Origin of the sequence: Streptomyces sp. NPDC090119 (genome assembly GCF_044747085.1) — a bacterium.
Lineage (GTDB): Bacteria > Actinomycetota > Actinomycetes > Streptomycetales > Streptomycetaceae > Streptomyces.
This window is the reverse complement of sequence record NZ_JBIVDK010000004.1, coordinates 1-14,118: the sequence shown is the minus strand read 5'-3', so window position 1 is coordinate 14,118 and position 14,118 is coordinate 1. Positions and strand designations below refer to the sequence as shown.

At 70.2% G+C, this 14,118-nt stretch carries 11 protein-coding genes, 1 rRNA gene, 1 pseudogene and 1 riboswitch; of the genes and pseudogenes, 1 reads left to right on the top strand and 12 read right to left on the bottom strand.

The genetic code is table 11. From position 1 onward, the window contains the following. Positions 1 to 94: 94 nt before the first annotated feature. Complete coding sequence (gene gcvP, locus ACIPPM_RS17810; protein WP_401448546.1) at positions 95 to 2,980, bottom strand: aminomethyl-transferring glycine dehydrogenase; 2,886 nt, start codon at positions 2,978 to 2,980, stop codon at positions 95 to 97. A 175-nt stretch (positions 2,981 to 3,155) separates the two neighbouring features. Then, a riboswitch (glycine riboswitch) is annotated at positions 3,156 to 3,250 on the bottom strand. A gap of 119 nt (positions 3,251 to 3,369) precedes the next feature. Here gcvP and ACIPPM_RS17805 point away from each other — a divergent pair. Continuing rightward, positions 3,370 to 3,741, top strand: coding sequence for a PRC-barrel domain-containing protein (locus ACIPPM_RS17805; RefSeq protein WP_401448544.1), 372 nt, complete (start codon positions 3,370 to 3,372; stop codon positions 3,739 to 3,741). Here the strand turns inward: ACIPPM_RS17805 and ACIPPM_RS17800 are convergent. From ACIPPM_RS17800 to rrf, 11 genes and pseudogenes are all read right to left on the bottom strand, one after another. Further along, a pseudogene (locus ACIPPM_RS17800) lies at positions 3,663 to 5,134 on the bottom strand (DNA polymerase IV). The gene ACIPPM_RS17805 and the pseudogene ACIPPM_RS17800 sit on opposite strands and share 79 nt — an antisense overlap. Positions 5,135 to 5,209: 75 nt before the next feature. Further along, complete coding sequence (locus tag ACIPPM_RS17795) at positions 5,210 to 5,893, bottom strand: MerR family transcriptional regulator (RefSeq protein ID WP_401448542.1); 684 nt, start codon at positions 5,891 to 5,893, stop codon at positions 5,210 to 5,212. Between the two features lie 265 nt (positions 5,894 to 6,158). Beyond that, positions 6,159 to 6,632: a bifunctional nuclease family protein gene (locus tag ACIPPM_RS17790; protein ID WP_004002801.1), complete on the bottom strand. Its 474-nt coding sequence runs from the start codon at positions 6,630 to 6,632 to the stop codon at positions 6,159 to 6,161. A 97-nt stretch (positions 6,633 to 6,729) separates the two neighbouring features. Beyond that, positions 6,730 to 7,464, bottom strand: coding sequence for a MerR family transcriptional regulator (locus ACIPPM_RS17785; RefSeq protein ID WP_401448540.1), 735 nt, complete (start codon positions 7,462 to 7,464; stop codon positions 6,730 to 6,732). Between the two features lie 43 nt (positions 7,465 to 7,507). Then, positions 7,508 to 8,380 carry an FHA domain-containing protein gene (locus tag ACIPPM_RS17780; protein WP_401450076.1) on the bottom strand — a complete coding sequence of 291 codons (873 nt, stop codon included), beginning with the start codon at positions 8,378 to 8,380 and terminating at the stop codon, positions 7,508 to 7,510. A gap of 82 nt (positions 8,381 to 8,462) precedes the next feature. After that, on the bottom strand, positions 8,463 to 9,335 hold the full coding sequence (locus ACIPPM_RS17775) for a DUF881 domain-containing protein (RefSeq protein ID WP_401450074.1): 873 nt from the start codon (positions 9,333 to 9,335) through the stop codon (positions 8,463 to 8,465). A 5-nt stretch (positions 9,336 to 9,340) separates the two neighbouring features. Further along, on the bottom strand, positions 9,341 to 9,673 hold the full coding sequence (locus ACIPPM_RS17770; protein WP_031181996.1) for a small basic family protein: 333 nt from the start codon (positions 9,671 to 9,673) through the stop codon (positions 9,341 to 9,343). After that, positions 9,670 to 10,584 (bottom strand): DUF881 domain-containing protein, encoded by a 915-nt coding sequence (locus tag ACIPPM_RS17765; RefSeq protein ID WP_401448538.1) that lies wholly within the window; start codon positions 10,582 to 10,584, stop codon positions 9,670 to 9,672. The genes ACIPPM_RS17770 and ACIPPM_RS17765 overlap by 4 nt, the downstream gene beginning before the upstream one ends. Positions 10,585 to 10,694: 110 nt before the next feature. After that, complete coding sequence (locus ACIPPM_RS17760) at positions 10,695 to 13,190, bottom strand: sugar phosphate nucleotidyltransferase (RefSeq protein ID WP_401448536.1); 2,496 nt, start codon at positions 13,188 to 13,190, stop codon at positions 10,695 to 10,697. A gap of 91 nt (positions 13,191 to 13,281) precedes the next feature. Then, positions 13,282 to 13,914, bottom strand: a complete 633-nt coding sequence (locus ACIPPM_RS17755) for a CDP-alcohol phosphatidyltransferase family protein (RefSeq protein WP_401448534.1) — start codon at positions 13,912 to 13,914, stop codon at positions 13,282 to 13,284. A gap of 109 nt (positions 13,915 to 14,023) precedes the next feature. Next, positions 14,024 to 14,118: ribosomal RNA gene (rrf, locus tag ACIPPM_RS17750) — 5S ribosomal RNA — on the bottom strand; the annotation flags it as partial.

The window sequence follows — 14,118 nt, the reverse complement described above, 5'->3', positions numbered from 1 at the left end:
TACGGGCGACGGGCGGACTGGCCTGAAGGCCGCCGGGCCACGCGCGAGGCGCCCGGCCGGGGAGACCCACGGCCGGGCGCAGGATCCCGCGTGCTCAGTCCTCGTAGGCGTCCAGCGGCGGGCAGGAGCAGACCAGGTTGCGGTCGCCGAAGGCCTGGTCGATGCGGCGGACCGGCGGCCAGTACTTGTCGGCCGCGGAGACACCGGCCGGGAAGACGGCCTCCTCGCGGGTGTACGCGTGCGTCCACTCGCCGCCGAGAGCGGCCGCGGTGTGTGGGGCGCCGTGCAGCGGGTTGTCCTCGGCGGGCCAGACCCCGGCGGCGACCTTCTCGACCTCCGCACGGATGGCGATCATCGCGTCGCAGAACCGGTCCAGCTCGCCCAGGTCCTCGGACTCGGTCGGCTCGATCATCAGCGTGCCGGCCACCGGGAAGGACATGGTCGGCGCGTGGAAGCCGTAGTCGATCAGGCGCTTGGCCACGTCGTCCACGCTCACGCCGGTCGCCTTGGTCAGCGGGCGCAGGTCGATGATGCACTCGTGCGCGACCAGCCCGCCGGGACCGGTGTAGAGCACCGGGAAGTGCGGCTCCAGGCGCTTGGCGATGTAGTTGGCGGAGAGCACGGCCACCTGGGTGGCGCGCTTGAGGCCCTCGCCGCCCATCAGCCGGACGTACGCCCAGGAGATCGGCAGGATACCCGCGCTGCCCCAGGGCGCCGCGGAGATCGGGCCGACACCCGTCTCCGGACCGGCCGCGGGCTGCATCGGGTGGTTGGGCAGGTACGGCGCCAGGTGGGCGCGGACTCCGACCGGACCGACGCCGGGACCGCCGCCGCCGTGCGGGATGCAGAACGTCTTGTGCAGGTTCAGGTGGGAGACGTCGCCGCCGAAGTGCCCCGGCTTGGCGAGCCCGACCAGCGCGTTGAGGTTGGCGCCGTCCACGTACACCTGGCCGCCCGCGTCGTGCACCTGGGCGCAGATGTCCGCGACGTGCTCCTCGAAGACGCCGTGCGTCGACGGGTAGGTGATCATCAGTACGGACAGCTCGTCACGGTGCTGCTCGATCTTCGCGCGCAGGTCCTCGACGTCGATCTCTCCGTCCCCGGCGGTCTTCACGACGACGACCTTCATCCCGGCCATCACCGCGCTCGCCGCGTTGGTGCCGTGCGCGGAGGACGGGATGAGGCAGATGGTGCGCTGCTCGTCCCCGTTGGCCCGGTGGTAGGCGCGTACGGCGAGCAGTCCGGCCAGCTCGCCCTGGGACCCGGCGTTGGGCTGGAGGGAGACCTTGTCGTACCCGGTGACCTCGGCGAGCCGGTCCTCCAGCTCCCGGATGAGGGTGAGGTAGCCCTCGGCCTGCTCGGCGGGGGCGAAGGGGTGCAGCGCGCCGAACTCGGGCCAGGTGACCGGCTCCATCTCGGTGGTCGCGTTCAGCTTCATGGTGCAGGAGCCGAGCGGGATCATGCCCCGGTCGAGCGCGTAGTCGCGGTCGGACAGCTTGCGCAGGTAACGCAGCATGGCCGTCTCGGAGCGGTGGTCGTGGAAGACCGGGTGGGTGAGGTAGTCGTCGGTGCGCAGCAGCGCCTCGGGCAGCGTGTCCTCGGCCGCCCCGTCGAGCGCCTCGATGTCGCCCTCGACGCCGAAGGCGGCGAAGACGGCTTCGAGCTGGGCCCGGTTGGTGGTCTCGTCGCAGGCCAGGGAGACGTGGTCGGCGTCGACCGGGCGCAGGTTGACCCCGCCCTCGCGGGCTGCGGCGACGACCTCGGCGGCCTTGCCGGGCACGCGCGCGGTGAGGGTGTCGAAGTAGGCGCCGTGCACGATCTCGACGCCGCCCGCCCGCAGGCCCTCGGCGAGGATCGTGGCGTAGCGGTGGGTGCGGCGGGCGATGGTCCGCAGGCCGTCGGGGCCGTGGTAGACGGCGTACATCCCGGCCATCACGGCGAGCAGCACCTGCGCGGTGCAGATGTTGCTGGTGGCCTTCTCGCGGCGGATGTGCTGCTCGCGGGTCTGGAGCGCGAGCCGGTAGGCCCGGTGCCCGTCGGCGTCGACGGAGACGCCGACCAGGCGGCCCGGCAGGCTGCGGGCGAACTTCTCGTGCACGGCCATGTAGCCCGCGTGCGGACCGCCGAAGCCCATCGGGACGCCGAAGCGCTGGGTGGTGCCGATGGCGATGTCCGCGCCCAGCTCGCCGGGCGAGCTGAGCAGGGTGAGCGCGAGCAGGTCCGCGGCGACCGTGACGAGGGCGCCCAGCTCGTGCGCCTGCCCGATGACCGGCTTCAGGTCGCGTACGGCACCGGAGGCGCCGGGGTACTGGAGGAGGACGCCGGTGATGGCCCGCTCGGCGATGTCCGCCGGGATGCCCTCGCTCAGGTCGGCGACGACGACCTCGACACCGGCGGGCTCGGCACGGGTCTCGATGACGGCGATGGTCTGCGGCAGGGTGTCCGCGTCGACCAGGAAGAGGCCCTTCTTGTTCTTGCCCATGCGCCGGGACAGCGCCATCGCCTCGGCGGCGGCGGTGCCCTCGTCCAGCAGGGAGGCACCGGAGGTGGGCAGCCCGGTGAGGTCGGCGACCATCGTCTGGAAGTTCAGCAGGGCTTCGAGACGGCCCTGGGAGATCTCCGGCTGGTAGGGCGTGTACGCCGTGTACCAGGCGGGGTTCTCCATGACGTTGCGCAGGATCACCGGCGGGGTGAAGGTGCCGTGGTAGCCCAGGCCGATCATGGAGCCCAGCACCTGGTTGTGGTCCGCGAGACCGCGCAGCTCGGCGATCACCTCGGCCTCGGTGCGGGCGCCGGGCAGGTCGAGCGCGTCGGCGTTCTTGATGACGTCCGGCACGGCGGCGGCGGTCAGCTCGTCGAGCGATCCGTAGCCGACCTGCGCGAGCATCTTGGCCCGCGCCTCCTGGTCGGGCCCGATGTGGCGCTGCTCGAAGGGAATGCCCGCTTCGAGGTCGGCGAGCGGAATGCGAGGGGCGGTCATGTGCGGAGGCCTCCTGGTCTGACGCGACCTGCGAGGGGCACCACGGCGCGGGTGCCCACCGGCCTCCCCCTCTGTCATCTCGTACCTGAGAGCTTCACCGGGGGCCTTGCGGACCCCGGCTTGCACCGTCGGTGAGAGCGGGAGCCATGACGCCCGCCCTGCTTTCCAGAGTGACCTCGTCCGTGCGGTACGGGGGCCTGAGAGATTCCGGGGAGGAGTTGCTCCTTCGGCGCCTCCGAATTGCTCGGAGGACTCTCCCGCACGGGGTCAGCAGCCGAGTTCAGCGTACCAGCGGGGTCCTGAGCGCGGTGTTCGAGTGGCCGCCCGACTGATTCTGCTCTTTTGTAGTGCTTACGGATGAGTTGCGACCATGTGGAGGGAGAGGGATCGTGCAGACCGACATCGATCCGCGCAGCCTGATCGGCCGCAAGGCGTTCGACCGCGCCGGCACCAAGATCGGCACCATAGACGAGGTGTACCTCGACGACGCGACCGGCGTCCCGGAGTGGGCCGCGGTGCGCACCGGCCTCTTCTCCCGCGACGCCTTCGTCCCGCTGGAGCCCAGCGAACTGGTCGAGGGCGCGCTCCGCGTCCCCTTCGAACGCGCCCTCATCAGGGACGCCCCCGACTTCGGCGTGGGCCGCCACCTCTCCCCCGAACAGGAACTCCAGCTCTACCACCACTACGGTCTCGACGCGGGCACCTCCGCCCGGACCCCGGACCGCGACTTCGGCAAGGTCGCGGGCACCGAGGAGACCTGAGCCCCTCCCCTCATCCGCCCGTCTCCCCCTCCGCGGCGACCGCCTCCACCTGAGCCACCAGCGGCAGCGGGTCGGCCGGTTCCAGCCCGGCGTCGTCGGACCGGAACGTCCGTACCCGGCCCGGCGCGGAGAGCGGTGTCTCGAAGCGCACGGTGACCCGTCCCAGGCCACTGCCCTGGACCCAGCCGTGCCCGTACTCGGGGTGCCGCACGTCCTGGCCCGCCCGCCACTCCGGCGCGGCGGGCTCGGGTCTCTCCGGGCCGAAGCGGGGATCACCAAGGTGGGGGTCGCTCTCCTCCGGCGTGTCCTCCTCCGTCTCCCCCGCCGCCTGGGCGAACAGGTCCTCCTGGGTGTAGTCGGCGAGCCCGGACACCCCGACGCCGAGCAGCCGCACCCCGCCCGTGGTGTCCACGGAGTCCAGCAGCCGCGCGGCCGCCTCCCGGATCACCGCCGGATCGTCCGTGGGCCCCCGGAGCGTCTCGGAGCGGGTCAGGGTGGAGAAGTCGTACCGCCGGACCTTGAGCACGATGGTGCGCCCGGACAGCCCGGCACCGCGCAGCCGCCGCACGCACCGGTCGGCGAGCCGACGGACCTCCAGGCCGATGCGCAGCCGGTCGTGGATGTCCACGGCGTAGGTGTCCTCCACCGACACCGACTTGGCCTCCCGCTCGGCGACCACCGGCCGGTCGTCACGGGCCAGCGCCATGGCGTACAGCGCGTGTCCGTGGGCCTTGCCGAGCAGCCGGACCAGTTCGTCCTCGCCCGCCTCGGACAGCTCCAGCACGGTGGTGATCCCGGCGCGCCGCAGATGGTCGCCGGTGGCGGGGCCCACGCCGGGCAGGGTGCGCACGGACAGGGGTGCCAGCAGGGCTCGTTCGGTGCCCGGTTCGATGAGCTCCAGTCCGTCGGGCTTGGCCCGCTCCGAGGCGATCTTGGCCAGCATCTTGGAGGCGGCGAGCCCCACCGACCCGGTCAGCCCCGTCACCGCCAGGATGTCGGCGCGCAGCCGCACCCCGGCCTCCCGCGCCGACGCCTCGTCCGAGGCCGCGCCCCCGGCCTCCAGGTCGACGAACGCCTCGTCCAGGCTCAGCGGCTCCACCAGCGGGGACAACTCCCGCAGCAGCGCCATCACCTGGTCGCTGATCGAGCGGTACAGCGCGAAGCGGGGCGTGAGGTACGCGGCGTTCGGTGCCAGCCGCCGCGCCTGCGCCGTGGGCATCGCCGAGTGCACCCCGAACGCCCGCGCCTCGTACGACGCGGTGGCCACCACCCCGCGCAGCCCGATCCCGCCGACGACGACGGCCTTCCCCCGCAGGCTCGGCTTGGACGCCTGCTCCACCGAGGCGTAGAAGGCGTCCATGTCGAGATGGAGGATGGTGGGCGCGTTTCTCACAAGTCCGATGCTGCACCATGCCACTGACAACGACCCCGTGCGAGGGCGCTCGAAGCCGAGTGGTGCCGCCCGGTGTCAGACGGCGCGGTTGCGCCGCCGCGCCAGTTCATCGGCCGGGTTGTGCCCGACGAGCGTCTCACCGGTGTCGACGCGCTCCCCGTGGAGCTGGGACAGCGCGCTCTCCACGTCCCGCCAGACCACGCCCACGGCGATCCCGAAGATGCCCTGGCCGCCCTGGAGCAGCGCGTGGACCTCGTCCGGGGAGGTGCATTCGTAGACCATGGCGCCGTCGCTCATCAGGGTCATGCGCTCCAGGTCCTGGAACCCGCGCTCCCTGAGGTGCTGCACGGCCGAGCGGATGTTCTGGAGGGAGACGCCCGTGTCCAGGAACCGCTTGACGATCTTCAGGACGACCACGTCCCGGAAGCTGTACAGCCGCTGGGTACCCGAGCCGTGGGCCGGGCGCACACTGGGCTCGACCAGTCCCGTACGGGCCCAGTAGTCGAGCTGTCGGTAGGTGATCCCCGCGGCCGCGCAGGCCGTGGGACCGCGGTAGCCGATCTCCTCGGACGTCATGGTCGCCGCCCCTTCACCGTCAGGCACCACCATCGGCCGCTGTGGAGCGTGATCGGCCACGCCGCCGAGCTGTGGGTGTCCCCCGCCCGGCCGAAACCGTGCGCTCGGGGGAAGGTACGGGCCGCTGTCCCCGAAACCGTGTCCGGGGGCACCCCCAGCCGTACCGTCGCCGCTCATCCTCACGCCGACCTCCGTCCTTGACCTGCCCTATCGACGGTAGGCAGTCACCAGGGGTGCGTCAACGATCGCCACACTCGGCACGCCGAGTGATAATCACCCTGAGAGTGGTTTCCCGTGTCCCACCGCTGGGAAAGGCTAGCCGAATGCGCTCGCGGAAAGGCGTAGGACGCTCTCACGGGCCGTTGGCAATTGCCCTCGCGACGATGTCACGACACGCCGCGAACCGGCCGGACGCGGACCCGGTCGGTCCACCCGGCCGGCCCCGGCGTCACTGGCTGCTGGTGCCGAAGTCCTCGGGCGAGATCTGGTCGAGGAACTCGCGGAACTTCTCCACCTCGTCCTCCTGCTCGTCCGGGATGGCGATGCCCGCGTCGTCCAGCACCCCGTCACTGCCGTAGATCGGCGTGCCGGTGCGCAGGGCGAGCGCTATGGCGTCGGACGGCCGGGCGCTCACCTCGACCCCGCTGGCGAACACCAGCTCCGCGTAGAAGACGCCTTCTCGCAGATCGGTGATGCGGACTTCGGTCAGCTCCTGGCCCACCGCCTCCAGCACGTCCTTGAACAGGTCGTGCGTCAGCGGGCGCGCGGGAGCCATGCCCTGCTGGGCGAAGGCGATCGCCGTCGCCTCCCCCGGCCCGATCCAGATGGGGAGGTAGCGGTCGCCTCCCACTTCGCGCAGGAGCACGATCGGTTGGTTGGAGGGCATTTCGACCCGGACACCTACGACATCGAGCTCGTTCACACAGCAACCCTAGGCCGTGCCCGGGACGTTTGGGTAGTCGGGCCGGGAACAGGTGGGCGATCCGGCGCAAGCAGGCCGGGTCGGGGCACACCGCCTCTCAGGGCAGCCGCACCCCGAGCGCGGCCTTGACCAGAGCCGAGTGCAGCTTCATGGTGAGCGCCGCCAGCTCCTTCGTACGGGCCTCGGCAAGCACCCTGGTCTGCGGGTTGCGGTGCCGCTTCAGGGGGGCGACGACCTGGTCGACCAGCCCGGCCTCACGCTCGGCGGCGGCCTTCATCACCCGCAGATGGCGGGGCTCGATACCGAACCCGCCGAGTTCGGCCACCAGTGCGGCCACGGTGACGGCCTCGGCGTCATAGACACCGTCCGCCAGAGGGGTGAGGAGCCCGTACGACTCCCACTCGCGCAGGTCGGCCTCGTCGATGCCCGCCGCCGCCAGCAGCTCGTCCCGGCCGATCCGGGCGACGGTGGGCCGCTCGGCCTCCTCCGGCTCCTCGGCGCCGCGCTGACGGCCGACCACGGGCAGCTGGACCGCGTCGCCGCGCTCCATGGCGTCCAGGTGCTCGCGGATCACCTTGAGCGGCAGATAGTGGTCCCGCTGCATCCGCAGGACATGGCCGAGGCGCTCCACGTCACGGGGGCTGAACTTGCGGTACCCCGACGGGGTCCGCTGCGGCTCGATGAGCCCCTCCGACTCCAGGAAGCGGATCTTGGAGATGGTGACCTCGGGGAACTCGTCGCGCAGCACGTTCAGCACCGTGCCGATGCTCATCGGCCCACTGTCCCTGGCGGCGGTACCGCTTCCGGCACCGCCGCTCGGTGTTTGAAGCATGGAACTTCCCTGGGGTTCCCCCGGACGGGCGCCCGGGGGTGGGTCAGACTCCCTGCCGGCTCGCGTAGAAGACCAGCCGGTACTTGCCGATCTGCACCTCGTCACCGTTGGCCAGCGCCACCTGGTCGATCCGCTCGCGGTTGACGTAGGTGCCGTTGAGGCTGCCCACGTCGGCCACCGTGAAGGAACCGTCCGGCGAGCGGCGGAACTCCACATGGCTGCGGGAGACCGTCACGTCGTCCAGGAAGATGTCGCTCTGCGGGTGCCGCCCGGCCGTGGTCAGGTCGCTGTCCAGCAGGAAGCGACTGCCCGAGTTCGGGCCCCGGCGCACCACCAGCAGTGCCGAGCCGATGGGCAGCGCGTCGACCGCGGCCTGCGCCTCGGGCGACAGCATCGGCATCGCCGTCTGACCGGTGACCTCCGCGTCGTACGCCTCGATGCCCGAGATGGAGATCGTGGACGTGGTCTCCGACGGACGCTCCGGCGCCACACCGGGACGCAGGGGCGCGCCGCAGTGGGAACAGAAGCGGGCGCTGTCCGCGTTGCGGTTCCCGCACCTCGTACACACCAGGGCCGACATGGACGGAGCCTCCTGCCGCGACGGTTGCCCGAAACCTATGCCGCCGGACTGGCCAGGGTCAACGGACGCCGCGCCCTGACCACCGGAAGTGCCTCCACCCGGACCAGCCACCTGGTCCCGGAACAACGGACGCTGTCCTTCCTCGTCGGGCTGTGCGCGATGACGGGCCGTCGCGTTGTCGTTGCCCTCACGCGCGCTCTTGCCGAACAACTTCCCAAACAACTTCACGGGCGATTCCCCTTGACCGAAACAGACCCGCCCGTGGGGCAGGACGAACCCAGAATGCCTACACCGACCGATCCGGACATCTTCACAACGTCCGTATCCACTCGACAGTTTCCACCACGCACCACCCCTTCGGTGCGGCGACCCCCCGCAACCTCATGCCCCCGCCCGACGCCGCGCATGCACCGCCGGTTCACCGCGAGGACGACCGAGCGTAGTCAGGCTGCTCCGCTCGCCGCAAGGCATCCACGACGATCTTGTCCGAGCGCTCGACACTCACCGTGGCCTGCTCCTTCTCCACGCTCTGCACCACGCCTCCAGGGATGTTCAGCGCCGGTTCCAGGTCCTGCGGCTTGCCGATGACCTTGAAACGATAAGGGGCGTTGATCTTGTTCCCGTCGACGGCGACGCTACCCCCGGAGTCCGACAGGTACGTGTTCGCCACCACGCGCACCCCATTGACCTGTATCGCCTCGGCCCCGGCGGCGCGCAGTTCCTGGATCGCGTCGAGCAGCATGTCGGACTCGACGGCTCCCTTCGGGTCCTCGACGGTCATGGTGATGCCGGGACCGGTGGCGCCCACGGTGCCCGCGAGTATGCCGAGTTGGCGCTCCTTCTCGGCGGTCTGCCTGCGCGCCTCCGCGGCCTGGTCCGAGCTGCTCTGCAACTCCTGACGCTGCTTCTCCAGCCCCTGCTTCTCGTCCTCAAGACGCTGGGTACGGTCGTCCAGTTCATCGAGGATGCGGACCAGGTCCTCCTGGCGTGCCCCGCGCAGCGCGCTGTCGCCGTCGCTGTTGGACGCCACCTGCACGGCCAGCCCGAAGCCGAGGCCGAAGAGCAGCAGCGCCACGATGAGTTGCGCACGCGTCAGCCGGGGCGGCCAGAGACCGTCGGCCAGCCGCTGACGGCCGGTCAGCTGCGGCTGGGGCGTCTCCTCGGGCTCGGGCGCCGGTGCGGGGGCGGGAGCGGGGGTCGGCTCGGGCTCGGAGGCCGGGGCCGGGGGTGCCACCTCGGCGGGCAGTTCCTTGCTCAGCCGGTTCTCCGGCCGCTCGTCCTGGTCGCTCATCGCGCTCACGCCCGGAAGACATGGCGGCGGATCGCCGCGGCGTTGGAGAAGATCCGGATGCCGAGGACCACGACGACGCCCGTGGACAGTTGCGCGCCCACGCCCAACTCGTCACCCAGGAACACGATCAGCGCGGCCACCACCACGTTGGACAGGAACGACACCACGAAGACCTTGTCGTCGAAGATGCCGTCGAGCATCGCCCGCAGCCCGCCGAACACGGCGTCCAGCGCCGCCACGACGGCGATGGGCAGATACGGCTCGACGACCGCCGGAACCTCGGGCCGGACCAACAGGCCGGCCACCACTCCCACGATGAGGCCCAGTACGGCGATCACGATGTGCCCTTCTCAGTCTTCTCGGCCTGCTCGGCGCTCGGCTGTGCTGTTCGTACGATCACACTCGGCGCGGCGGGCAACCGGACGTCGCCCTCCGCGGAGATGGCGGTGCGGATACCGAAGTTGTCCTGGAGCGCGTGCAGATACAACCCGTCGGCGCTGTTCTGGAACTCGGTGCTCAGCTTCCGCCCGTCCCCCACCGCCAGCACCGTGTACGGCGGCACCAGCGGCCTGTTGTCGACCAGTATCGCGTCACCCGCGGCCCTGATCGCGGACAGGGCGGTCAGCCGCTGCCCGTTGATGGAGACCGCCTCGGCGCCGGACGCCCACAGACCGTTGACCACGCGCTGCATGTCCCGGTCGCGCACCCGCCCGGTGTCGGAGAACCCGGCGGACTCGCGCGGGTTGGTGCCGTCTCCCCCGGTGCTCGCCTCCTTGGCGTCGTCCACCACGAGCTTCACCCCGGGGCCGTGCACCGCGGTGGCACCCGACAGCAGACCCACGAGGTCCGCCTGGCTGCCGCCGCTCTGCCGCAGCGCCGCCCGCTGCCGCGCGCCGACCTCCTCACGGAGTTCGTCGACACCGCTCTCCAGCTTGTCCGCGGCGGTGGTCTCCCGGTCGATGCGGTCGATCAGCTCCTGGCGCTCCTTGGCGATCCCCGGGGCCGCGACATGGGCCTGAGCGGCGCCGACCGTCACCACTAGGGCCGCGAGCACCAGTCCGCCCGCCAGGCCCAGCTTGGCGCGGAGCGTCTTCGGCAGGCCGCCCTCGCCCGAGGACTCATTCCGGGCGGCGGCCTCGGCATACCCGTCGTCGAGGCTGTGATCCATGACGTTGGTGATCAACGACATGGAGGCGTCCGGACGCCTCGGCCGCGCGGGGCTGCTCCGAACGGGGGATTGCTGCGGCATGCCGCACATCGTCGCATGCCGCGCGCGGTGCCTCCGAACGAGCCCCACGCACGTGCCGGACAGCGCCCCTCGCGGGGTCGCTGTCCGGCACGTGCGGGCCGTTGTCGAGATCAGCGCCCGGCGCTGTCCACGACGGCCGACCACTCGTCCAGCAGGGCCTGCGCGGAGGCGTCGTCGGGTCCTTCCGCCCACAGGTGCGTGACCGCCTCGGCCGGGTCGGGGAGCACCATCACCCAGCGCCCGTCGCTCTCCACGACCCGCACACCGTCCGTGGTGTCCACGGACCGGTCGCCGGCCGCCTCGACCACGCTGCGCATGACCAGACCCTTGACCGCCCACGGCGTCGCCAGGTCCCGCTTGAGGACGTGGGCCCGCGGAATCCGGGCGTCGATCTGGCTCAGCGTGAGCTGCGTCCGCGCGACCAGCCCGATCAGGCGTACGAACGCCGCCGTGCCGTCGTAGACGCTGCTGAACTCGGGGACGATGAAGCCGCCCATGCCGTCACCGCCGAAGATGGTCTCCTCCTCGCCGCCGACCCGGGTGAGGTCGTCCGGCGAGGTGGTCGTCCACTCCACCTGGGTGCCGTGATACGCGGCCACCTGCTCCGCGATCCGGGTCGTGGTCACCGGCAGCGCCACCCGCCCGCTGCGCCGCTCGGCGGCGACCAGGTCGAGCATGACCAGGAGCGCCCGGTCGTCCTCGATGATGCTGCCCTTCTCGTCCACGAGCGACAGCCGCTCGCCGACGGGGTCGAACCGCACACCGAAGGCCGCCCCGGAGGACGCAACGATCTCTCCGAGCCGCTTCAGCCCGTTGCGCCGCATCTCGGCGGTCTCGGTGGGCCGGGACTCGTCCAGACCGGGGTTGATGACCAGCGAGTCCACGCCGAGCTTGCCCAGCAGGCTGGGCAGCACCAGACCGGCACTGCCGTTGGAGGCGTCGACGACGACCTTCAGCCCGGACTCGGCGATCCCGGTGGTGTCCACGTTGCGCAGCAGCGACCCGGTGTAGGAGTCGTAGACGCTGGACGGGAAGTAGAGGTCACCGATCTCGCCGGGGAACGCCCGCCGGTACTCCTGGCGCGCGAACACCCGATCCAGCTTCCGCTGGCTGCCCTGGGAGAGGTCGGCGCCCTTGGGGTCGAAGAACATGATGTCCACGGAGTCCGGGACACCCGGCGAGGTCCGGATCATGATGCCGCCGGAGCTGCCCCGCGCGGTCTGCTGCCGGGCCACGGGCAGCGGCACGTTCTCCAGGTCGCGGACGTCGATCGCACTGGCCTGGAGCGCCGAGATCACCGCACGCTTGAGCGCACGGGCACCTCGGGAGTGGTCACGCGCGGTGGTGACCGTGGTGCCCTTCTTCAGGGTGGTGGCGTACGCGCCCGCGAGCCGTACGGCCAGCTCCGGCGTGATCTCCACGTTCAGGATGCCGGTCACCCCGCGCGCCCCGAAGAGATGCGCCTGCCCCCTGGACTCCCAGATGACGGAGGTGTTGACGAACGCACCGGCCTCGACGGTCTTGAACGGGTACACCCGGACGTTGCCCTGGATGATCGACTCCTCGCCGATCAGGCACTCGTCACCGATGACCGCGCCGTCCTCGATCCGCGCGGCCCGCATGATGTCGGTGTTCTTGCCGACCACACAACCGCGGAGATTGCTCTGCTGTCCGACGTACACGTTGTCGGCGACGACGGCCTTGTGCAGGAAGGCACCGCTCTTGACGACCACGTTGGAGCCGATGACGGTGTGCTCGCGTATTTCCGCGCCCGCTTCGACCTTGGCGTAGTCACCGATGTAGAGCGGCCCGCGGAGCACCGCGTCGGGGTGCACCTCGGCGCCCTCGGCCACCCAGACGCCGGGCGAGATCTCGAATCCGTCGATGTCGACGTCGACCTTGCCCTCGAGAACGTCGGCCTGGGCCTTCACATAGCTCTCGTGGGTGCCGACGTCCTCCCAGTAGCCCTCGGCGATGTAGCCGTAGACGGGCTTGCCTTCCTTCATCAACTGGGGGAAGACATCTCCGGACCAGTCGACGGGGACATCGGGGTCGACGTAGTCGAAGACCTCGGGCTCCATGACATAGATGCCCGTGTTCACCGTGTCGGAGAAGACCTGGCCCCAGGTCGGCTTCTCGAGGAAGCGCTCGACCTTGCCCTCCTCGTCGACGATCGTGATGCCGAACTCCAGCGGATTGGGAACCCTGGTCAGGCAGACCGTGACCAGGGCGCCCTTCTCCTTGTGGAAGTTGATGAGCTCGGTGAGGTCGAAGTCGGTCAGCGCGTCACCGGAAATGACGAGGAAGGCGTCGTCCTTCAGCGCGTCCTCGGCGTTCTTGACGCTTCCGGCGGTACCGAGTGGCTTCTCCTCATTGGCATACGTGAGCTCCATGCCGAGTTCTTCGCCGTCCCCGAAGTAGTTCTTGACGAGTGACGCCAGGAACTGCACGGTGACCACGGTCTCGTTGAGCCCATGCTTTTTGAGCAACCTGAGCACGTGCTCCATGATCGGGCGGTTCGCCACGGGCAGGAGCGGCTTGGGCATGCTAGAGGTCATGGGGCGCAGGCGTGTGCCTTCGCCTCCGGCCATCACGACGGCCTTCATGTCGGAAGCGTCCTCCTCGAAGAGACGACGGTCTAGCCGACTTCACCCGTCCAGATTGTCCCGCACTTTCACGTCGCGGGCCATCGAAGCGTCACGTCGTGGACGATCGCGGAGTTCCGTCGGCCAACGCGTCCGCGCGCACCAGACGGCGGACCTGGACCATATAGAGCACTCCTGCCCACCAATACAGGGTTGTACCCCATCCGGCGAACGCCCATCCGAAAACGGCGCCGAGTGACGCGATCCAGCCGCTACCGTCGCTGAGCAGCAGCAACGGGAAGGCGTACATCAGGTTGAAGGTGGCCGCCTTGCCAAGGAAGTTCACCTGCGGCGGCGGATAGCCGTGCCGGCGGAGGATGCCGACCATCACCAGCAGAACCAGTTCACGGAACAGCAGCAGGGCGGTCAGCCAGAGTGGCAGGATCTCCCGCCAGGTGAGGCCGAGAAGCGTGGAAAGGACGTAGAGCCGGTCGGCCGCCGGGTCGAGGAGCCGGCCGAGGCTGCTGACCTGGTTCCAGCGCCGGGCGAGCTTGCCGTCCAGATAGTCGCTGACTCCGCTCAGTGCCAGGACCAGGAGAGCCCAACCATCGCTCTTGGGTCCTCCGAACTCCGGCCTGAGGATCAGCCACAGGAACAGAGGGACACCGGCAAGCCGAGCCATGCTGAGGATGTTGGGGATGGTGAGGACCCGGTCCGTCTGGACGCGGGTCTCCTGGACCTCCACCCGGAAGCCTCCTGTACGAAAAGTGCCGACAATGCCCCCTGACCCTACCGCAACGCAAAAAAGCTCCGGCTCTCGGGCTGTATGCCCAAGAGCCGGAGCTATAAAAGGAGTTCGGCGGCGTCCTACTCTCCCACAGGGTCCCCCCTGCAGTACCATCGGCGCTGTGAGGCTTAGCTTCCGGGTTCGATATGTAACCGGGCGTTT